Annotated in this window: 21 protein-coding genes and 1 pseudogene; 16 read left to right on the top strand and 6 right to left on the bottom strand. The window is 36.9% G+C overall.

The annotated features are described in order from the left end of the window. The first annotated feature begins 280 nt into the window (after positions 1 to 280). Together M3191_RS13075 and M3191_RS13080 are read left to right on the top strand one after the other, a co-directional pair. The gene (locus tag M3191_RS13075) at positions 281 to 601 is read left to right on the top strand and encodes a hypothetical protein (protein ID WP_251700825.1); all 321 of its coding nucleotides are present in this window, start codon (positions 281 to 283) and stop codon (positions 599 to 601) included. A 235-nt stretch (positions 602 to 836) separates the two neighbouring features. Further along, positions 837 to 1,217, top strand: a complete 381-nt coding sequence (locus tag M3191_RS13080; protein WP_251700826.1) for a hypothetical protein — start codon at positions 837 to 839, stop codon at positions 1,215 to 1,217. A 235-nt stretch (positions 1,218 to 1,452) separates the two neighbouring features. On the opposite strand, the gene M3191_RS13085 is transcribed toward M3191_RS13080, so the two are convergent. Further along, on the bottom strand, positions 1,453 to 2,316 hold the full coding sequence (locus M3191_RS13085) for an AraC family transcriptional regulator (RefSeq protein ID WP_251700827.1): 864 nt from the start codon (positions 2,314 to 2,316) through the stop codon (positions 1,453 to 1,455). A 182-nt stretch (positions 2,317 to 2,498) separates the two neighbouring features. Here M3191_RS13085 and M3191_RS13090 point away from each other — a divergent pair, with 182 nt between their 5' ends. Genes M3191_RS13090 through M3191_RS13100 form a run of 3 tightly spaced genes read left to right on the top strand, consistent with a single transcriptional unit; the run spans position 2,499 to position 3,469 of the window. Continuing rightward, complete coding sequence (locus tag M3191_RS13090; RefSeq protein ID WP_251700828.1) at positions 2,499 to 2,882, top strand: hypothetical protein; 384 nt, start codon at positions 2,499 to 2,501, stop codon at positions 2,880 to 2,882. A gap of 42 nt (positions 2,883 to 2,924) precedes the next feature. Then, a complete protein-coding gene (locus tag M3191_RS13095; protein ID WP_251700829.1) occupies positions 2,925 to 3,191 on the top strand; it encodes a hypothetical protein in 267 nt (88 codons plus the stop codon). After that, positions 3,188 to 3,469, top strand: coding sequence for a hypothetical protein (locus tag M3191_RS13100; RefSeq protein WP_251700830.1), 282 nt, complete (start codon positions 3,188 to 3,190; stop codon positions 3,467 to 3,469). Before M3191_RS13095 ends, M3191_RS13100 begins: the two co-directional genes overlap by 4 nt. Positions 3,470 to 3,590: 121 nt before the next feature. Here M3191_RS13100 and M3191_RS13105 read toward each other — a convergent pair whose 3' ends face one another. Further along, on the bottom strand, positions 3,591 to 4,316 hold the full coding sequence (locus M3191_RS13105; RefSeq protein WP_251700831.1) for a VCBS repeat-containing protein: 726 nt from the start codon (positions 4,314 to 4,316) through the stop codon (positions 3,591 to 3,593). Positions 4,317 to 4,474: 158 nt separating this feature from the next. Here M3191_RS13105 and M3191_RS13110 point away from each other — a divergent pair, with 158 nt between their 5' ends. The 3 genes from M3191_RS13110 to M3191_RS13120 all read left to right on the top strand — a co-directional run bounded on the left by M3191_RS13110 (position 4,475) and on the right by M3191_RS13120 (position 6,053). After that, positions 4,475 to 4,912 (top strand): general stress protein, encoded by a 438-nt coding sequence (locus M3191_RS13110; RefSeq protein WP_251700832.1) that lies wholly within the window; start codon positions 4,475 to 4,477, stop codon positions 4,910 to 4,912. 157 nt (positions 4,913 to 5,069) lie between these two features. Further along, positions 5,070 to 5,567, top strand: a complete 498-nt coding sequence (locus tag M3191_RS13115) for a GNAT family N-acetyltransferase (RefSeq protein WP_435368165.1) — start codon at positions 5,070 to 5,072, stop codon at positions 5,565 to 5,567. Between the two features lie 21 nt (positions 5,568 to 5,588). Continuing rightward, the gene (locus tag M3191_RS13120) at positions 5,589 to 6,053 is read left to right on the top strand and encodes a GNAT family N-acetyltransferase (RefSeq protein WP_251700834.1); all 465 of its coding nucleotides are present in this window, start codon (positions 5,589 to 5,591) and stop codon (positions 6,051 to 6,053) included. Between the two features lie 70 nt (positions 6,054 to 6,123). Here the strand turns inward: M3191_RS13120 and M3191_RS13125 are convergent, their stop codons facing one another. Next, on the bottom strand, positions 6,124 to 6,939 hold the full coding sequence (locus M3191_RS13125) for a hypothetical protein (protein ID WP_251700835.1): 816 nt from the start codon (positions 6,937 to 6,939) through the stop codon (positions 6,124 to 6,126). Between the two features lie 325 nt (positions 6,940 to 7,264). Here M3191_RS13125 and M3191_RS18715 point away from each other — a divergent pair, with 325 nt between their 5' ends. The 8 genes and pseudogenes from M3191_RS18715 (at position 7,265) to M3191_RS13165 (ending at position 17,786) form a co-directional block, all read left to right on the top strand. Beyond that, positions 7,265 to 7,504: a DUF1828 domain-containing protein gene (locus tag M3191_RS18715; protein ID WP_353056530.1), complete on the top strand. Its 240-nt coding sequence runs from the start codon at positions 7,265 to 7,267 to the stop codon at positions 7,502 to 7,504. Between the two features lie 11 nt (positions 7,505 to 7,515). Further along, complete coding sequence (locus M3191_RS13135; protein WP_251700837.1) at positions 7,516 to 7,914, top strand: DUF1829 domain-containing protein; 399 nt, start codon at positions 7,516 to 7,518, stop codon at positions 7,912 to 7,914. 72 nt (positions 7,915 to 7,986) lie between these two features. Further along, the gene (locus M3191_RS13140) at positions 7,987 to 8,217 is read left to right on the top strand and encodes a hypothetical protein (RefSeq protein ID WP_251700838.1); all 231 of its coding nucleotides are present in this window, start codon (positions 7,987 to 7,989) and stop codon (positions 8,215 to 8,217) included. Between the two features lie 774 nt (positions 8,218 to 8,991). Continuing rightward, positions 8,992 to 10,920 (top strand): annotated as a pseudogene (locus M3191_RS13145) (DNA/RNA helicase domain-containing protein). A 105-nt stretch (positions 10,921 to 11,025) separates the two neighbouring features. Continuing rightward, positions 11,026 to 12,243, top strand: a complete 1,218-nt coding sequence (locus tag M3191_RS13150) for a hypothetical protein (RefSeq protein WP_251700839.1) — start codon at positions 11,026 to 11,028, stop codon at positions 12,241 to 12,243. Beyond that, positions 12,244 to 13,563 (top strand): hypothetical protein, encoded by a 1,320-nt coding sequence (locus tag M3191_RS13155; RefSeq protein ID WP_251700840.1) that lies wholly within the window; start codon positions 12,244 to 12,246, stop codon positions 13,561 to 13,563. Positions 13,564 to 13,930: 367 nt separating this feature from the next. Beyond that, positions 13,931 to 15,670: a DUF262 domain-containing protein gene (locus M3191_RS13160; RefSeq protein ID WP_251700841.1), complete on the top strand. Its 1,740-nt coding sequence runs from the start codon at positions 13,931 to 13,933 to the stop codon at positions 15,668 to 15,670. A 469-nt stretch (positions 15,671 to 16,139) separates the two neighbouring features. After that, positions 16,140 to 17,786 carry a hypothetical protein gene (locus tag M3191_RS13165; RefSeq protein WP_251700842.1) on the top strand — a complete coding sequence of 549 codons (1,647 nt, stop codon included), beginning with the start codon at positions 16,140 to 16,142 and terminating at the stop codon, positions 17,784 to 17,786. A 243-nt stretch (positions 17,787 to 18,029) separates the two neighbouring features. Here the strand turns inward: M3191_RS13165 and M3191_RS13170 are convergent, their stop codons facing one another. Genes M3191_RS13170 through M3191_RS13180 form a run of 3 tightly spaced genes read right to left on the bottom strand, consistent with a single transcriptional unit; the run spans position 18,030 to position 21,541 of the window. Beyond that, entirely contained in the window at positions 18,030 to 18,791 is a 762-nt protein-coding gene (locus M3191_RS13170) for a hypothetical protein (RefSeq protein WP_251700843.1), read from the bottom strand. Continuing rightward, entirely contained in the window at positions 18,781 to 19,635 is an 855-nt protein-coding gene (locus tag M3191_RS13175; RefSeq protein ID WP_251700844.1) for a hypothetical protein, read from the bottom strand. Before M3191_RS13175 ends, M3191_RS13170 begins: the two co-directional genes overlap by 11 nt. Position 19,636: 1 nt before the next feature. Next, positions 19,637 to 21,541 (bottom strand): hypothetical protein, encoded by a 1,905-nt coding sequence (locus tag M3191_RS13180; protein WP_251700845.1) that lies wholly within the window; start codon positions 21,539 to 21,541, stop codon positions 19,637 to 19,639. Positions 21,542 to 21,947: the final 406 nt, after the last annotated feature.

Genomic DNA, 21,947 nt, shown 5'->3' on the forward strand with positions numbered 1-21,947 from the left:
GGGGCGGACGGTTTAGCTGACGGGTTCTATCACCCACGGGTGCTTACGTCCTACCCCGGCTACAGTAATCATAAAACCATATAAAAAATGGTCAACCAGAAATATCTGGCTGACCTTATAATACGAAAGGGTGCTTTACTTGAAATCATTTTGAACTGCTTCAGGCAAATTAGATACTGGATCCCTATTTATGGTTCTAATTGAAGATTAGTGATTCAAAACTGAACGGATTAGGTCAATAGACCATCCTGTTATTTCATTCTAGAGGAGGAAAGTAATTATGTTAGATGGTCTTTTTGATTGTAATCCACTTGCCATAATCCGTTTTAAGATTGACGACGAAAAAGAAGAGCATGGGGAGTATATGGGTGGATTTTCAACTTGGGTTCCCGATGAATTGACTGAACACCTTGAACATAATTTCGGTAAGGTCACACTTGTTCAACAAACCGAAACCAGGATTCGGTACACTTACAAGCGTGGGAAAAAAGGCGGGAAGAGGGAAGGGAAAATACTTGTGACGTTCGATTACTTGTGGGATCAGAAAGCGGAGAGGGTTAATAAACTTGTCCCCTATTGGATTGCAAAGGGGCGGCAGTAGCATGGGGAAGTAATTAGGAAATTAATTCTTATGCCTAATTACCGAACGCTCAATTTTTCTTGTTCAATCAACGGGTGCTTTACTTCAAGAAGGAGTAAAGAATTTTTCCTGATTGACCTAACGTGGCATTTACTTCAAGAAGGATGTTAATGGGTGTTAATAAAATATCATGTGACTGCCATAGGTAATTCGATTTTCTTTTTCATATATCACTACAGTTTAAAGGAGGAATTGAATGACAATCTCTATTCATGATGGTGTGTTAGTTGGCTACTCAGTAAGTTTTCTGGAAAATGAATTGTTATTAGATATTAAAACGGTGGCAAATGAAATTGTAACTGTTACATTCGAGAATTACTTAGCACATTATTTCGATCATGTAATGGCAGGAAGTATTTTATTTGATATTGAAGAAGTAGATTTGAAAAGATTTATCGTGGAGAACAGAGAAGAATTAGAGTCCCGTAAATCATTTGATTGGCCGATTCGGTACAATGATACAAATGACCTCGAAAAATACTTACAAAAGAATAATTATAAATGCTATCTAATTTTTGCATCACTAGGATTAAGTGGTTATACATTTGCTAAAACGCTTAAAATCAAAAGAAAATGATAAGTTCAGTGAGAAAAACTAAAGTTTGTGAAGTATTCTACCTGAACTAAGGGTGCTTTAGAAAAAACGGGCAACAAAGTAAAATGAGCATAGAGATGTATTTTTCAGCTCATTTTTATGAGCATTGTTAAATCAACCTATACCCTTAACATAAATTTAAAAGAAGCAACGCCGGTTTATCAGCATTGCTCTTCATGGTTTATCGGTTCTTTGTTTTCAGATCACATGTTGTATATTATCTCTTCCGAACAGGAAGCCAAATTTCACTATAGGCATAATCCTTTTTATGCTCATCCATTGTAGTAAAGGAATAGGAAGGAGCATTAACGATCTCATAATCGGAAGTGGGGAGCCATTCTGAATATGTTCTTGCCATTGTTTCTTGCAACGTTGATGGAAATGGCCCTTCATTTGGAAACACTGCCCAACTACATGCTTTGACTGGGACTTTATCTAATCGATCACTTGCTTCAGATTCAGTCGTTAAAACACCGATCATGTGAGTTAAATCCCCTTCTTCTTTTAGGAAATTTGCGTCAGCATGATAAGAAGCATTAACGATTTTCTTAGGCTCTATATTTTGAAGTGAACGCATTTCTTTTCTATGTTCATCCGTTATGCTTTGTGCAAGTTTTACGATTTCGTTATTCACACCTTCAAATTGCATAGGGACACGTTTACTTACACCGACTAGATTGAACGCTGGTTTATCTTCGATTCTAAATTCCATAGAAACTCCTCCTTTTACAGTAATAACGAATGAAAGTTTGGGAAATGTTTTGCTACTCCTATTTTTTATGACATCTGAAGGTAAATAGCCGCACCATTTTTTAAATGCCTTCGTAAAACCATCCAATGATTGATACCCATATTTAAAAGCAACATCAGTTACCTTTTCTCCACTTACTAAATCCTTATTGGCTTCCGATAGTTTTCTGTTTTTGACATACTCATTTAGCGTCATCCCCGAAAGATGAAAGAATACCGTTCTAAAGTGATAATCGGAAACCCCAGCATAATCGGATATACTCTCAAGAGACAGGTCATTGGTTAAATGATTTTCAATATAGTTAATCACTTGGTTTAACTCTTTTAACATCGAATCCCTCCTTTCATAAATTCATAATAGTATAGCCAGTATAAAATCACTCGACATTTTCAATGTAAAAATATCGAATTGTTAAACCATGTATTATGTAAAATCGTAATATAGAAGGGGACACCTGCGACGCAGTTGCAAATTGCCGAGAAATCCAGTAATGATGAAAAGAGGAGTCAACTATGAAACTAAACAAATACACGCTACTCCTGTTGGCGGTTTATTGTATTCCATTCGTCTTTTTGTCCATGTATAATGACTACAAAAACTACTCAATAATCGTTTACGGTCTGATGATAATTGCCGTATGGTATTTCGCCTCTCTAGCAAAAAGAAAATCGTCTTTCTTTGTACTTTTGATTGCAAATATCCTGTCTTTTCTCAGCTCTTATTTTTGGGTGTTGCGTGTGAATAAAGTCGAAGAGTGGGAAGGCTATTTCAAACCTTTTTCCTCCGATAAATTTTTAGTATTCGTTACTGTTCTAATTGTTTTGCTGCAAGGGGCGGTGTACCTGTGCACTCGGCCTGCTGATTATGAGAGGAAGGTTAAAAGGACCGAAAAATGAAGCTTTGCGAATAAATATCAATATCATCATGGAGGTGGCAAGATGGTCAGAAGAAGAGGGATCTACGAAGTGAACGTCCTTGGCAAGTCGCTCACTTGTCTATTCTGTCAAGGGAATCAATTTCGGCATCGTGAAGTATACATGGATTTACAGCCGTTAGGTCAAAAGGTGACGAATCAGCTCACCTTTCAATCTCTAACTTGCACGTCATGCGGCGATAACCGTATGTTTCAGGAAAAGGAAATTCTCCACCAAACGTCAGAAAAACAAGTATCGAGCATTGAATACACGGAAGTGATACAAGAATGAGCATCAGTTATTTACGGCCGATTAAGTGCCGGATTACGATCTTCGATAAGCCAATGATTTGCAGATTCTGTTCCAACGATGTCTTCATTCCATATGAAATGTACATAAATGTTGAACAGCCGGGAATCGGTTGCTTATATGCGCACGATCTAGCGATTTGCCAACATTGCGGGGAAGTGAACCATTTTAGCGACCCAAGCGACTTTGATAATGAAAAAGGTATATTTGTCTGGGCGTTGAAGCAATATGCAGTGGATGAGAATGAGGAGAATGATTAAAGGGGGCCACTCAGGCCGGAATGGACAACCTTTTACAGTGAAGTATATGAAGAACCCCTTCATAGCCGCGAAAAGGCTTTGAAGGGGTTTCGCTGTGGGTTTCATTAACAACTTGTTATCACTACACCTGCGCGCCATATATAGCTAAATACTGTTCCTGCAATACAAATCCATTATTGCTCCATCCAAGCGTATTCAGAATATAACCTAATCCATCCGCATGATATCTTCCGGATATTTTTTGATAGGCTAAAAGTTCGTAGACTCCGTTGGCATCAAAATCCACCGGATATAAGCCGCTTAAAGGATCTACAAAACCGATTATTGGGCTTTTCAACTTGCCATTCCTATCGTATATTTCATTTAAATAGTCCGCTCCCCTAAGAGATATATCAATAATATATCTCTCGTCATTCGGTCTGCTCACAACTTCAACCTTATAATTGTCTTGATACGTGACCTCATAGTGGAAATGATTATTATAAACGTCAGAATCAAAAAGGATTCTCGCCTGATTGCCCGCAAAGGAAACAATGTAATAGTTTATAATCCCACCACTGCCGCCCGTAGCAATGCCTATTACGATCTGATCTACGCCATCCCCTGTGAAATCTCCCAAGAACAGTGTCGGATTATAGCCGACATTGTTATGAAGCGGAATCATTGTCGTTATTCCTGTTCTACCGTCCCAAATGTGAAGCGTTATATTTTGGATGAATGGACTATCAGCCGTTTTTGTGCCAGTGAGATAGATTTGATCGATCACTGTATCACCCGTTACATCTCCACTAACAAACGCCACAACACCTGGATATCCCATAGCAGCTGAAACAACTGAATTATTCATGATACCCCCCTTTCCATAAAGACTATAGATATATCTATCCTATGGGTTACTGGACTGATTGCTACTACTTGTCATGGAATCATCGAAGCTGGCAAGATCGGTGACTATAAAAATCAAAGAACGGGTAGAGGATATATATAATTGGGAGGTAACTAGTAATGAAAAATCATGTTATTGGCATATACGAAAATGAACAACAAGTAGTTGAAGTCGTTGAGGATTTACTAAAGAAGGGATATACAACTGATGAAATTTCAGTGATTGCTAAAAACACAAACCAACTACCCGAAATTGCAGAGGAAGTGAAACCCTCCATTAAGGATGGAGCCATCGCTGGAGCAGCAACGGGAGGAGCAATTGGTTTAGCAGGAGTGATAGCAGGGTTATCCACTATATTGATCCCCGGATTTGGTGCTGTGCTGGCCGCAGGTCCTATTATCACCACAATCGGAGGGGCAGTCATAGGGGCCAACTCGGGTGCTGGCGGATTTAAGCATGCGCTTATGGAAATGGGAATCACAGATGATGAAGCTGAACACTATTCCAAAGATGTTGAGGACGGTAAAATTCTTGTGTTTCTTCATTCGAAAGAGTGAGGTTGGATTGGAATTAATTAAATAAATGAAAACGCCAGCCATATTACTTTTTGGCTGGCTTAAATAATAGAAGAAATGAGTGCTGACTAACTCTTTTTCACATTTCAATTCTCTAACTTCTTCAATTGTAAGCCCAGTGGCTGTGGCAATCATATCTATCGACAGATTTTGTTTCAATAAATTAAGGTTGGCTAAGTTCAAAAATGATGACTTCGAGAAGTACTATGCGTTAGTATCCAATGAATCCGTCATGGCGCAAATCACAGAGCGGGCGATTCCATTGGATGAAGCGGAAGTGAACTATCGAAAGTTGCTAGAGCGCAACAGCAAACACGGGCTGTTTGGCTCCTACAAAGTGTTTGATGAAGACTACATAGGCCTCGGGCATGTCACTGTAAATGAAGACAATCCCCAAGAAGCTGAAATCGGATACATGTTGCTGCCAGCTTACTGGAACAAAGGATATGGAACCCTCATTGCAGCCGAACTAATTGAATTGGCAAAGCATACGAATGTGAACCGTCTCACTGCTGTCATCGACCCGGAAAATATCCCATCGAGAAAAATTCTTCTCAAGCATGGATTTACATCGGAAAAGGTTTGTGAAATCGGTGGACTGCCCGGGGAAATTTTAGGTAGGTTCCTGTTGAGATGAAGAAATTAGGAGGCTGTGAATTTGGCGAATGAAGTGCTATTTCGATTAGCGACAGAACAAGATTTAGAACGAATCGTGGAAATGCTGGCGGATGACAAGCTAGGAGCCACACGGGAACAATTCGTACTGCCCTTACCGGAAGTGTACCGTGAAGCGTTTCGGGCGATTGATGCAGACCCCAATAATGAATTAGTCGTTGCCTGTCTCGGAAATGAAATCATTGGCGTCCAACAAATCACATTCACCCCCCATTTGACGCGTCAAGGTGGATGGCGCGCAACAATCGAGGGGGTAAGGACCTGTTCAACCGTACGAGGAAAAGGGGTCGGAACGGAGCTCATCAACTGGGCTATCCAGCGGGCCGAACAGCGTGGCTGCCACCTCATTCAGCTAACGACCGATAAAACGCGGGAGGACGCCATACGCTTTTACGAACGGTTAGGGTTTCAAGCAACTCATGAAGGGATGAAGATGAAGTTGAATTGAAAAAAGTGCCTATGACCAAACAGAGGACAAGGGTTTGGTCATAGGAAATAAAAAAATGCAAGGCGATTGTTCATTTTTCTTCAATAAAAACGTTGAAGCCTGGTTCAAAAATCATTTGGAATGAAGCGACTTTTGCTTCCGCCTCTTCAATGGTTTCATAATTCCCTAACTCCATATAAAAGCTGCTCTCAGTTGTGTTAAAAGGGGCACCACTTTCTCGTAAGTAGCGGATACCTTCTTCTTCATAGACCCTCTCTTCCATATTGCCAAGCTCATGTCCGAGTGGATAAGCGTCCGTCCGAATCGTGTAGAAAGCAGAATCGTCCTCTTCTTCATCGTTTCGCGGAAGAATACTTACAACAACTTGAGCGGGATCTGCATATTCGCGGATCTTATAATGGACAGGGGAGTTGAACACAACGACAAACCGGTAAGCGGAGTCATCGTGCGTCATGACCCAATAGGCATCTGCGACCAAATCACTGTCCTTTAAAGCTGTAAAATCCCTTGCGTCAAACGCTCGCACGCCATGCATTGTAAAAAACATTGTGTACGGGTGTTCTTGTACTTTCACATCGAAATAAGGGGCGACGAGCTGCGGTTCCTGAGCTGCCGCATCACTTCGCTGCGTAAAACCGATAAGAATATGTTCGACTTGCTCATCTTTTTCCAACGAAATGGTACGAATATTGACATTGTCCGTACTTTCTCCGCCAGACCCCTTGCCATCTTCAAAGGACAGTTCTTTCACTAAATTTCCAGCTGCGTTAGCATTCTGAATCAATTCTTCTGCATCCTTATTATCCTTTGGAGATGAAGCGTTTTCTGAAACGACACTACAGCCTACACATAGGAGTAGAGCAAGGAATACGATTGCTTTTTTCATTACCTCACGCCCTCTATATTTTTATACTAGATATGGAAAAGATTAACTGTTACCATTATCTTAGATGAAAATTATCAGAAAGACAACTCAAAGTGTTCCATTTTAGGCTTGATGATCAATGAGTTGGCGATCGTCTTTGTCATTGGAATTGTTCGCAAAATCTTCGCGATGATCAAATATAATGAAGAAAGGGGTGCATTTCCATGATTAGTGAAATGAAATTACTATATGATAACTGGAATAAAAATCAGTTGCAGCTTGATGACCATGAAGATTTTATATTAATTACAACACCATTCTTGGATTACACCACGATCTTCTCCAATTGGTATTTACGAAAAATGGCAGAGGTGGATATAAACTATCCGATGATGGATATGTCTTATCCGAGCTTGGGATGTTGGGGATCGATATTTTCAGTTCGCCGAAACGTAAGAGTTTTTTTGACATGACACTCAGAATGTTTAGCGTAGAAAACAATCGGGCTACCGGGGAACTTTCTCTATCAATAATTTGCTATCCGATTATCCAAAAAAGCAGAATAACCTCATCCAATGTCTTTTGAGAGTTTCTGATATGCTCCTTACAGCTAGAGATACAGTGATTAGTATTTTTGCCAAAGAAGTTTCAAACTACTTTCGAGAGAACAATGTCTTCTATTCGGGTGACATCGGATATACAGGCAAAACGGGCAACTATCATAGTTTTGACTTCGTCATTCCATCTGCAAAGCAAAAGAAAGAAAAAATAATAAAGGCCATTAACAATCCAAGGGCAGATAACTACAAGCAACCCCTATTATCATTCATAGACATTCAGGAATTAAAACCTGACTCTGATTTTATCGTATTAGGAAATGAGACGAATCATACAATATCCGAGACAATCTACAGCACACTAACGAATTATAATATTGAAGTGCTTGCTTGGTCGGAGCCGGATAGGCAATTTATGGATTGTCTAGCAGATGAATAGATTGTGTTAGGCATGATAAATGATGGATAATGTTATGAAAAGCTAAAAAACGAAACAAGGATGGTTTTGTGAATGGAATGGGAAGAAGTTCGTAAGTTATACCCAAATCAATACGTAAAACTGAGTATCCTTGCCTTTCATGTAGAAGGCGATAATAAAATCGTAACCGATGTCGCATTACTAAATGTTATTGAAGATCCTAAAACGGCTACGATAGAATTAGGTCACGCAAAAGGTGACATCATTGTTTATCATACAGGCACAAAAGAAATCGTGATTGTAATGAGAAAAAGAAAAAAGTAACCACCCTCCGCTAACGACCTAGTAAGCAGATGATTACTTTTTGTGACACTTTTGTTTCGATACTGGTCAGCCGCTAATCTTGCGGTATGTCCGTTAGACTGATCAGATGTTACAGCATCTGGCAGCACCTAGTCTTTCCTTATTTTACGCTCAGTTTACCACAACCAAACGAATTATTCACATAATTGCACATTTCGATTATTTATCAATCACCACAGAACCTTCTTCCTAATCACTCTCCAAATACTTCTCCCGCAAACATGAGAGCGTCCATCCACTCTCTTGATGCATAGCAAACATATACGTTTGGATGCTGGCCCAATCAAAGACTTCCTTCAACCATTTTTGTATTGATAGCTCAAAGGTATTCACTTGCACATTCCCATTAGTTATAAAACCCCTTCATAGTATCACTATCATTCCCGTTCTCATTGAGAAACTCCATAACTATTCGAGTGCCTAATTCCACGCTTGTCAGGGGACTACTTTCAAGCATGCTTTTATCATATCTCTTGATATAGAGCACGTAATTCCATTTGACCAAATCCTCAACATCTTTAATCGTTGCATAGCTTGCAGTGTAGCGGATCGCCTGCAATTTAACTGTATCGTAGTTAATGGATTATCCGAAGGGGAAGGGTTTTGGTTCTATCCTTGAATCCTTTGTGAAAATAGTCTTGCAGTAAATATAGAACTGTAAGACAATGGAATGAAAGAATTATTAAAAAACTAAGAATTGATGATCCAGTAAAAGTGAAAAAAGTTGGTGTACTTATGATCATATATGAATCGACAAAAGAACAATTTGTAGGAGACGTAGTCAATGAATTGCTCATTGACAGACTCTACAACTCCTATCAGAAGAAAATAGGCCGTACTTCTAAAGCTGAAATACGCTCATAGGAGAATTCGTTGCAAAAAATGTCCAATGTCATGCAGGATGATGAAATTCCAAATGACGCTTCAGTTGCCATTGAGTTTAATATTCCTAACACTTCTAAACGAGTCGATTTCTTAATTGCTGGCAATGATGGCAATCAAGATCACGTCGTCATTGTAGAACTGAAACAATGGGAAGAAGTTGAGATAGTGCCCAATAAGGATGCCATAGTTCGGACTTATTTAGGTAAAGGGAATCGGGAAATAACCCATCCATCCTATCAAGCGTGGTCGTACGCTGCGCTTATTGAGGATTTTAATGAGAATGTACAAGAAAAGGAAATTCAGTTGAAGCCTTGTGCATATTTGCATAACTACAGGAAGGTTGATGACGATCCTTTAACAGATGCTCATTATCAAGATCATCTCGACAAGGCACCTGTTTTTGCAAAGGGAGAAATACAAAAACTTCGAGCATTCATTAAGAAATTCATTCGAAAAGGCGATCACAATCATCTGATCTACCAAATTGAAAACGGAAGAATTCGCCCATCAAAATCCTTGCAAGATGCATTGAATAACATGCTTAAAGGAAACGATGAGTTCATTATGATTGACGAGCAGAAAGTATTCTTTGAGGAAGCGTTCCATCTTGCATTGGAAGCCGTTAAAACAGACTCGAAGCAAGTGATGATTGTAGAAGGGGGTCCTGGTACGGGGAAGTCCGTGCTGGCCATAAACTTATTAGTGAAACTGATAGACCAAGGGCTTGTCACTATGTATGTAACAAAGAACTCAGCCCCCAGGAACATTTACTCCACAAAGCTCAAGGGTGATTTCAAGAAATCACATATCGATAATCTATTCAAAGGCTCCGGCAGCTTTACAGAAGTGGACGATAATGAATTTGACGTACTTATCGTAGATGAAGCGCACCGTTTAAACGAGAAGTCAGGTATGTTCCGTAACAAGGGTGAAAACCAAGTGAAGGAATTAATCAAAGGCTCGAAGTTCACTATCTTTTTTATCGATGAAAACCAAAAGGTCACATTGAGTGATATAGGCAGTGTCGATTTAATTAAACAGTACGCCAACCAATACAAAGCAGATATTATTTCCTGTGAACTTACATCTCAATTCCGTTGTGACGGATCTGACGGATATATAGCATGGCTAGATGATGTGCTGCAAATTAGAAGTACAGCAAATATGAACGATCTAGGAATGGATTATGATATTAGACTTTATGATGATCCAAATGAAATGCTTGCAGAAATTGAAAGGCTCAATGAACGCAACAATAAATCCCGTGTGATGTCTGGATATTGTTGGGAATGGCCAAAGAACAATCGCCAGGACGTAAATCATCATGACATTACAATTCCGGAACATGATTTCGGAATCAGCTGGAATATCGAAAACACATGGGCAATCGAAAACTCTTCAGTTAGAGAAGCGGGTTGTATTCATACTGCGCAGGGTTTGGAGTTTGATTATGTTGGCGTCATAATTGGCGAGGACATGCGCTATGAGAACGGACAAATTATTACGGATTACACGAAACGTGCTAAGACAGATCAATCGTTAAAAGGAATAAAGAAGATTGCAAAGGAACATCCAGAAGAAGCACAATCATTAGCTGATCCAATCATCCGAAACACGTATAGGACATTAATGACACGGGGGCAGAAGGGTTGCTTTGTGTTTTGCACGGATCATGCATTGCAGGAGTATTTAAAAGAACGGTTGGAGAAGGTTATGTTGTATCGGAGGGAAAGGGAGGAGACGTTGTATTTGGTGGATGAGGGGGAGGGGTATATGTAAGGCGACAAAAATGATTCTATTTAACCCTCGCATGGTCCTCTATTATAATATTATTTGTTTTAATAGCCAAGGCAGAAATAAAACTAAAATTCGGAGGTGTAAATTGTGCAGATTAATTTAGATGGGTATAAAATGATTTTTTTTATAGAAAATTTATTAAGGGAATACTGCGAAGAATTTACTCAAATAGAAGATTTGAGTAGTGAATTAAGGACTAAGTATAGCGAAACGGCAAAAGCAAATGAACAAGACCATAATAACTACCGCAATTTATTAAAATACTCTCACTTGGGGGACTTAGTTGATTTTATTAAAAGTAAAAGATTCAAAAGTTATAAAATGAATAATTTAGAAACTGTGAATGTATCTGTGTTAATCAAGAGACGAAATGACATAATGCATTCAAGATCGATTAGTCATTTAGAAATCGATAAAATATCCGAAGTATCTAATGAAATATCTTTAGCATTATTAGAAAGTAAGTACAATCTGCAATGGAATAAATTTATAACAACCGATATAAAAGAGTATAGAATACCTTTAGTACATATGGTATATCCACTGGGTAAGAATTTTGATAATCTTATTGGTAGAAATGATGAGCTGATTGAGTTGAAAAGAGAAATAACAAGACCCATACCTGTATCGATAGTTGGACATGGTGGTTTAGGAAAAACTGCATTGGTACTTCAATTAATAGAGGATGTTTTGTATTCCCCCGATTTACCCTTTGAAAATATCTATTTTATGAGTTTTAAAAATAGTACCTTTGAAAATGGACAAATTATGAGATTTGAGAAAGCAATAAGCAATCATACAGACTTAATACAGAGACTGGCTTCATTTATGAATATTGAATCAGAAAATAAAGAGTTTCATGAGTTAGAAAGATTAGTTTGGGATAATTTGTTTGCCCAGAAGTCGCTGTTAATTCTAGATAACTTGGAGACTGAAATTGTTAAAAGTAACTTGAATGAATTTACGGAAATAGCACAAAGATTCATAGCTGGCTTCACGAAACCCTCGAGATTAATCATAACGAGTAGGTATGGTCTAGGAGATAGAGAATCAAAATTTCCTCTACACCAATTTAATCTTCAAAATACAAAAAACTTAGTTTGTAGTTATTTGAGTGAATCAGTTCTTAAGGAGAAAAATATTAAGCAAGGAGATTGGGAATGGATACAAAGTTATACTAGAGGTAATCCTGGTTTGATTATTGCGTTTTGTAATACTTTAAAGTCGACTAGAAAACAGTTGATGGATCTTAGGGTTGAATATAACACAAAATATACTGAAGAGTCTAAGATATTGCATAATTAATTGGAGGAATTTTTAGTTTTTTGTTTTGAAAATACTATTGAAAGTATGTCAATTGAATCTCAGAAATTTTTGGCGGTTTTATGTTACATTTGTTCGGAAGCAAATATAAATGAAATCAACGAAGAACTATTAACTTATATAAAAGATGAAGTTGGTTTGAAAAAATTAGGAGAACACAACTTGAGATCTCAGTTATTTACGAATATTGGTTTTTTACAGCCGATACCTTCTTCAGATAAGTTCTATGTCAATGAGCTGTTTCTTGATTATTTAGATGGAAATTTTTCCGATAATGTATTTAATGTATTTAAACTTAGGGACTTAGAGTGGTATTCTGAACTGGAGGAATTAAAGAATCATATTAATGAAATACAGTTTGACGAAGAAGTTTCAATCGGGAAACTGCTTTCCAATTTGTATCTTTCTAAGTATAGAATCAAAAATAACAATAAGTATTTAATACAAGCTTTCTTCTGTGACCCTGATTTAGATAAATTGATTAAGATATTTACCGCCTCTCCAGGAACAGAAATTTTAAACCAGTTTAATCTAATGGATAAAGTGGAAATGAATTTGAAGAATATTAAAGAGAAAGCAAACCAAGAAAGAATACTTAATATCATTATTAATTCGTTAATAGAAATAAATAAAAGAATATTAAATAAAGAATTGAATAAGATAAGACAGAGAGATTTACTTGGATACTATACACAGCTTGAAAATAAAATACCGATTTTAAAAAGAGGTATAGTAAACATTAAAATAAAAAAGTCAGCTTGTTCTTTATTGAATAACTTGAAAGAATACGAGAAAGTTGAATTTTTAGCGACTAATGAGCCGAAACTAAGGCATGAATTGTTCATATCATACTTAAAACAGGTTGGTGATTTATCAGGAAATAATAAAGAAGAATGTATGAGGAAGATAGACAAGTGTAACCAGATTATTAAACAAAATCCCAAGGACATCCCTAATCATTTAATTGGTCAGTTTAAGTTATATTGTTCTAGGTTTTATAAAAAAGAAAATCCTCACGAAGCGTTAAAATTACTTAATAACTACGAACAATACTATATTAGTAATAAAAACATAAATGCCACTATTTTTTATTTGGAATCTTTGTTAGTGAGAATGGAATGTTTAATTAGCACCAAATCAGATATTGTGAAAATTGAATCCCTAAGAGATAGGTTTAAGAAGATATCTCTAGAATCGCAGTACCAACAGATTTTTAAGACGAAAAGGGATAAAATGGATCAACAATTCAATAAATTGATAAAAGACGTAGATGAGTATAAAAAGACAAGTGCTTATGTATAAAATTGTCCCTATCGTTAGAATGGAATTAAAGGAGGATGCATTCACTTCAGCTTTAAGTATGAAATGATGTTGTTTTAATAGCAGAATGAGCCAGGGTAGTGTCAAGCTTCGAGTTCATCAAGCTTTTTAAAAAAAGTTGAGCCAAATATCACATAATTTGACTGTACAATAATCGCTTTTGAATCTAAAATCCAGATAACTTTCCTAAAGGGTTAACTAATCACAAGTGAAGGAATATGGTTCGATCTATAGAAAATAAAAAACTGGCTTCCTATCGATCCCAACTAAGGATGTATGATATGATCTCCATAACAATAGGCTGTATCGCATATGCGGTAGCTGTTGGTTAGTTAGGAGGTTAATTGATATGAGCAATTCAAAACAATTTTATTCCGATGGTTTGGTTAATATAGAAAGATTGTTAAATGGTCAAGATTATTATGAAATACCCGTACTTCAAAGAAACTACGTTTGGTCTAAGGATAATATCAAAGATTTAATTAGTGATATTAAAGAAAGTATGGATGAGGATCATACACAGGACTATTTTATTGGCAGCATGGTTTTTTCGGAAGGCAAAGAACGAAAGGTAGTCGTTGATGGACAACAAAGGATTACTACGCTTTCTTTGATCTTTGCTGTAGCGGTAGCACGATTCAATAAGAATAATGATACTGATTATATAGGTTTGTATTCCCCATACCTATACAAAGGAACACCTAATGATGATGGGGTTATTATTTCAATGAATCGCTTGAAACACCATGATAAAGATAATTCATTTTTCACTAATTTAATTAATAGTAGACCTGTTGGAACTACGGTTACTACATCCCAAACAAATATGGCTAATGCCAGAGTAACGATTGAAGAAGAGCTCGGTTCTTTTAATGAAAATGAACTAAAACGATTCATAAATTACTTGGCAAAACGGGTACATATTGTCTCTATGGTAACTAGTGATCTTAATATGGCGTTTCGAATCTTTGAGACGTTAAATGATAGAGGGGCGAAGCTTCAGCCTGAAGATCTTTTGAAAAATATGCTGCTGCGGAACTTATCTGACGGAAGCTATGATCAGGTTGCAAAAAGCTGGGATAACTTCATCAATGTCTTAACCTCTGATAATGGAAAAATGCTCGTTCCAACTTCCACGTTCTTAAAGCATTATGTAATGTCAAAAGGGCACCTTGTACAGAAGGCTAAATTATATGACTGGTTTGAGAAGAGAACGCAATCATCTACAGTTAGTCAAGCCTCATTAGGATATGAGATAAATACCAATGAAGGAATTAATGCATTCATCAATGAATTGGCTGATGAAGCCAAATTATATGTGAAAGCACTCTCTGGTAATTTCGAGGAATCTATTGATAACTGTATTGCGTTAGGAGTTAAGCAGGTATTAATTATGGTCCTGGCTGCAAAGAAGCTCGACGAGACAAAGCGGAAAAAAGTTTTTGCTTTAATGGAGTCATTAATTTTTTCTTACGTAATTACAGCTTCAAGATTTAATGTTGTTGAAAAAAGCCTGTATAAAATCGCAGGAAAGATTAGAAGTGCTCATACTAATTCTGCGTTATTTGATGAAGCAGTCAAGGATATAGAGGCATTAATATTGGATAAAAAAGAGCAAGCACTCACCGCTTTAGTAGAATTTAAAATGAAAAAGTCTGACCGTAAAAAAGCAAAGTATATACTGTCTAAACTAGGTGAGTCTTTAGATGACATTGATCATTCGGGTTTCACGATTGAACACATCATGCCTGAAGAAAAGTCTGCTGGTTGGAAACATGTTAAAGAGAGTGCAGAGGATTACCAAGTCTTAGTTTCAAGCATTGGAAATCTTACGCTTATAAATCCATCTGGGAACAGTTCTTTAAAGAACAAAGACTTTGATAGTAAAAAACAAGTTTATAATAATCAAACTATGCTTACCAAAACCATCGTCGAAAGTGTTAATACAGGTACGAAAAATACTAAGCATGACAAGGCAATTAAAGCGTTTAATTATGACCCTGTCAGCGGAACGTGGAATAGAAAAGAGATCGAGAGAAGAGCCAAAGCGATACGAAATTTGGGAGAGCATATTTGGTTTAAGTTCTAATAGTAAAACTGAAAAATAATCCATCCTTGAGTGTGGTAACTCAAGGATGGATTATTTTATTTCTAGATCACTTGGAAAGGTAAGTATTAATACTAATAATTTTATTAAATGGAACAATTTTCATGTTATGTGGTATTATTTTAATAGTTAAAGTGGCAGACGCTTCCCTGTTATCTAAGTAAATAAGGCGAACCTTCTACTAGATGGTTATAATTTTACGGGTAGAAAAACAACAGGGGAAATGAATTTTGGACGAGTAAAAAAATTATCGTTAAAATAATTTGGTGTTCGGCAATTAGTCATTGAGTATTTAGTATTTAGTATTTAGGGCGTATAGTAATTAAGATGGATAATAAAAGTGATTGCTGATACTCTGAGTATATAGTTTTGAAGCATTAAATAAAAGCAGTTTTTTCATACGTACAAGAGATCATTGCAATTCTTAAAATAAACGAATAGGAGAATAGCTTTGAAAAAATTTGTAACACAACATTTTTTCTCATTAATTATTTCTATTTTAGCAGGTTTAATTGTACTATATTTCCAACAACAATCCCCTGAAATTAAATATACACTTTCAGAAAACATTCCAATAATTGGAGATATTGCTGGTCTGGAAAAGGATACAAACATTCAGTTATTAGAAGTGAAAAATACTGGAAATAAAGAAGCAAATAATATTCAAATACTTTTAAATGGAGAAATTGAAAATGTTAGCGTAGAAAAAAATTCCAGTGGGGATGAATTTCAAATATATAAAAGTCATGATAAATTTGAACTTGTATATACATCTCTTCCGGTCAAAGGGACATTCAAATTGGTTATCCAATCTAATTTACAACCTATTAAAGATTCAACACTGACTATTAAGCATAATGAGGGGCAGGGAATTAATGCATTAGAAAATCATAAAATAAGTTTTTCACTCATTATCGCATGGATAATTATAGTTATATATTTATTGAGTACTTTCAAAGATTTGTATATTCGGAGTCTTTATAGAAAGTCATATTACTTTAATCAGCTAAATATTCTTCATAAATTAAAACCTTGGTATATATCCAATGGTCATTGGAAAGAAATTAGAAATACGGCGATCGATACATTGTTAACAAATGACTTTGATTCTAAAACCATTGAAGAAGTAGCTGGATATAAATTGCTTTCTGATGACAAACATTCCAATATAACTATGAATGAATGGGAAAAAATAATTAAGTCGAGTGAAGAACAAATAAAACGTTGGGTCGATAAGTATATTAACCGTTCATTTAGGAAATCAAATGAGATAAGCGTTTTACTAAAGACTAAAAGGCCAAAGTATTATTCAGAAATAAGTTGGCTTGAGTTAATAAACGTTATAGAACGTGAACTGGTCGAGAAATTAAAGAAAGAAATTGGCAATAATTCATTTGATCAACTAATGAGCATTGATTTTTCTATACTGAATATATTGAAGAGAGAAAATAAAGAAGACTTCACATATTATTACTTACAGTTACTTGTAAATGAAATAGAAAGTTCTATAAATGAAAGTGAAGAACCTTTCGATATTTATATAAAGTATTGTGATGGCAATGATATAATTCCACAGTATTTATTAAACCGTTTGGAACGAGTTGCAAAAAATAAACAGCTTATAATAACTCCAAATTTATATGAAAAAGAGAATGCTGAAAAATTTATTGAAGAAGCAAGTGAAAGAAACTATGGTGACTATTATTTTTCAGTATTATCTAAGGTTGCTAGATCAACAATTGAATTAGAAAATAAAATACTAAAATATAATTACCTAAATAGAACATTGCGACAAATAAGTAATTCTAATAACGAACCTATAATTAAACCTGATTTTTTAAATGTAGATGAATATGAAAGTCTAAAGAAATTGTTTATAAAAATCAATGAATATAAATCAAATCGTAAGGAAGTTGAAGATGCTAAAGAGGAATTGATTCCATTGAAAAGGAAAATAGAGAAACAATTAAGTATTATTGATATTGTATTAAACAATCCTGAGGGAATAGAAAAAATAGAAGATTACAGTAGTGAATTTTCTCCAGGAAACTTTAGAAATATAAAGGAATTAGCAGTTAAAATAATTGAGGGAAAATAGGATAGGAAAATTACAGACGTCTTCAAAGCTATTAAGCGGCACGTACAATAAAATAGATTGGGAGAAAGTTCAAAGTTTTGCGGAATTCGGCAGAATATATTTTGATTTAGGTTCTAATTGTTAAACCACAAAATAATCCATCCATGAGTGGTAAATTCTATTGGATGGATTATTTCACTCTAGCTACCGTTTGGCAAGAAATCACTCACTCAATTACGTTTACTTTGCGGCCTTTCTAGCCGCTTATACCAACACCCCGAGTTCCGCAACATCCACATAATAACCAAGATACTCCATAAAAATCTCCTTAAGTTCATCCTTCTCTAACATCGGAGACATCACGACAGGGTAGCTTTTATTAAACTCCAAAAGGACTTGACGTCCCACCCGTGGATCATCACCTAAGTCGTCACGCCACGTTATTTTCTTCTTCAATAAACTGGATAGCCCCAATTCATCAACGATCGACAGGATATTAAAGACGAATTGTTTGTTGCGGAAAACCTCGTATTTAATCATATAGTTAAAGAGATCCAGGTTATCGACGATAACCTCATAATAGTGTTTGCGTGTTGCTTCATCTTCGACTAGGTCGGTTATATATTCAGCTCCGATTACCGTCTTGTAAATGTAATTTTCCCAGTCGAAGCTCTTCAGTACAATGTTGTTGAAGTTTGAGATGCTTTCTTTAATCTCTGGATATTCCCGTAGCAGGAAATTACGTTTCTTCAAGACAAGCAACGAGTGCCAAAACTGCTCGTCAAAGTGTAGTTCTCGGTTGCTATCTAGATAGTGGTTGCCGACTGTCTCGAATGCTTCTAAAAACAATTGCTTCCGGTCATCTTCACTTCTTTTTGCCATATAGATGGGGAAGTCAGGTGCTTCTTTTATATAGACGGTTTCGTCGGTGAAGTAGTCATCGTTGCTTTCGATCGTGTCGTTCAAGAAGTCTTGGTAAAACTGTTCGTTTTTCTTATATCCTTTGCTTAGCAGTTTAATCTCCACTTGCTTCCAATCCTTTCACAGCTGTTGCGTATTTTTCAATGACGCGGTCGGAAATTTTGTAGATCACTTCGTCTAGCGAGTCGACATCTAGTTCGTATACCATCTTCGCTTTCATAAGTCGATAGAGCTTGGCGTCTAGCTGATCTGTTGGCAATTCAACATCGTCCAGGTAGACATGGCCATCATCACCATAATCGGGATTGGTCGCGAAGCGGTGTAATGCTTTCTGTAGTCCCATATAGATGTACGGGTTGTTTAATGTCCCGCTCATTGGCATTCCAGCGAATTGGAGATCCTCATTTTTGTAATGAATGACAATCGTTTCACTGCCGAGTTCTACTTTAATATCGGACTTCAACGTAGCGTCAATCTTCCGTTCAAATAAGTCGAACGGTTTTGTGGAGCTGCCTTCGAAAATAACGGTATTTGAAAAGCCGAGAAGGGCATGTTTCGGAACGATGATGTCATCTTTGAATTCTCGATAGAAGTCGTTTATGTCTTCATTGTCACGGAATGAGATGTCAGTCGTTGCTTGAATACTCATTTGGATAGATGTTCTTGTGTTGATGGATAAACGTGATTTCGCAATTTCGATAGCGCGTTCATCTGGCTGCAGTCTGAAGAATTTATTATCCTTCGACTGGATAATTAAGAATAGCTGAGCTTGCTTACGAGCGAGCAGCTGTTCTAAAAAAGCGGATTCTACTTCGTATTCGATATCGAATCGATACGTATCTGTATTCTCTTTCAGATCAACATTCAACGTAAATCCGCCGCTCTCATAACTGTTCGATGTATTCGTTAGCACTGGGTAAGGGAAGTTGGCATCCTTTTTGTAAATCATTTTACACCTCTACATAATAGACGAATTTCAATGCGCGGTTGTAGTTGTTTTTCAGATCGAAAGTCAATTCAGCTATGCCTTGATTGATCGTCACATGATTTATTTTATTGTTGTTGAGTGAGCATGTTGAGCCTGTGGATTTATCGATGACTTGACTGAAATTGTCTTTCAGTTTGAATGCGCTTCTATATTCTTGGCCCATCCCGTCAATAATGGAAATGCTAACGTTGCATGTAGCTGCTTTTTTAACTTCCTCATTGCTAGTAAGGTTGAATCGAACGATTTCTTTATTCCCCATAAGCAAGCGCTCTACAGTGTTCGGATGGATGTTGAAAATGCTAACTGGCTTGTCATCGTTTGAATCGGTATCACCCTTAGATCTATCCCTTTTCACCGGTTTGATCAGCTTTGGCGGTGTCAGTTTGGAAGGGCCTCCAGGTTTCTTTTTACCTTTTTGAGAGGGTAAGTCATCATCCATTTTGACAACGGGTTTCTTTTTATCGATAACAACTGCACCCATCGCTTTCGAAAGTTCTTGTTTGAATTGGATTTCAGAAACGTATAGCAAGTCTCTTGTATCCATTTTGCCATCTGTCGGGTTATGCTCTTTCACCGCTTCATCAATGACAGCTGTCATCGCTTTCGACAAGTTGTTTATGAATCGTTTCGCTCGTTTTTGTAGCACGGGATCTTTAATGTGATCATGCGTGAGCTCAGTATGCGACTCGTTTTCTAGTGATTTTAAATAGGCATCTTCTTTCATCCCACCGATTAAGACCGCGTTGAACGGCTGATTCGCTTTGTTCTTTACTTTCTTATCCTCGATTTTCATGCCGATTGTACGAACTATCGCGACTCTGCCTTTTGGTATTTCTTCGTCGTACCGGAAATACAGGTTGAATTCGTAATCGTCTTTGCCGTCGGACACTTGAAGCGTACGGGCAGGCTGTTCTAAATAATTGCTCACATAGAGGGGCGTGAATACGTGTTTCATGTCCGCAATGTTTTGAGTGTAGTATTCCGGATCTTTCACGTATTCCTGAATGTTGTCAGCGTTAATTTTTCTGCCGTTAACGTCGACTTCTAATTTATTCAGAAGGATTGAAACGAAGAAGCTGTCGCATACACTACGAATGATTTCCGTTTCATCGCTATATTCTTTTCGTAAGAACGGAATGATGATCTTCAAGCCACGCGTTTTCTTTTCGAACACTTCGTGGAAGTTGTTTTTAAAGGGATAGAATTTTGATTTAGATTTATTGGCATCTAGATATGTAATATCCGCGAAGTAGCCTGTGGAACGGTAACTTTTATCTTTATAGTTATGCTCAATGAGTTGCACGGTACCCCCTAGATGCTGGTCTCCGTTCGCATCGCAGTTTGCGAAATACATGACATTCAAATCTGAAGCAGCGTTGGAAGCGATTTTACCGACTCCGTGAGAACCACCGCGAGAAGTTTCAACAGCTGCGTCCTCTTCTTCTGAATGGACCCCTTTGTTATAAGCGTAAATCGCCCAAGTGTCTTTAGGAGAATTGCTCTGGCCATTCTTCGCGCCACTCAAGCCTCTCGTATTGGAATCTTCAAAAGAGATATAGTGAACCTCTTCCTCCTCAGACGTTTTCACCATATGTGCAATGGCTTCTTTCGTATAACTGTTACGGCCTTTCAAGGAATGAATACGTTCGATTACTTCATTGATTCCTGGAACGTCTTTCTTTTGGATCGTACCTGTTGTAATGGAGAACTTTACAGGACCCTCGCTATCAAGCAATCTGCCATCTAGTGAGTTTTGGATATTTTCACGGATAAGCCCCGCTACTTTTAAGTTATAAAATCGTTCAAGAATTTTATTGAAATTGGACTCCTCTATATTCGGAATCGGGGAGAACTGCCAATAGGACATACTGCACCTCACGGAGATATTCATATTTTAATCATAATGTCTTGGATCTAAGACATTATAGTAAAGTATAGGGGAAAAGATGCAGAGGATCAATGTATCTCGTGGTATTGTTTTAGGTAAGTTGACCCAATAGTCTGTTGATTTAATCGTTCATATTGGTTTCTTTTATGGGGGATGCGGTACAGGTAAAAATCACGATGAGATTTTTGTTGAAGGAGTAGTCTAGACTCAAGGCATAGAATGTTCTTACTAAGGTAAAATGATTATGCATCTGAATATTGTTAGGGTGGTTGGTTGTCGCTCTTCTTTCCTGTAAGGGGAGGGAGATAATTATGGAAACATTTCTTGAATATACACGATAAGTCTTAAAGGGGATGGTACGTGCAGATAGTGCATACCTTTTTCA

The organism is Sporosarcina luteola (assembly GCF_023715535.1).
GTDB classification, from domain to species: domain Bacteria; phylum Bacillota; class Bacilli; order Bacillales_A; family Planococcaceae; genus Sporosarcina; species Sporosarcina luteola_B.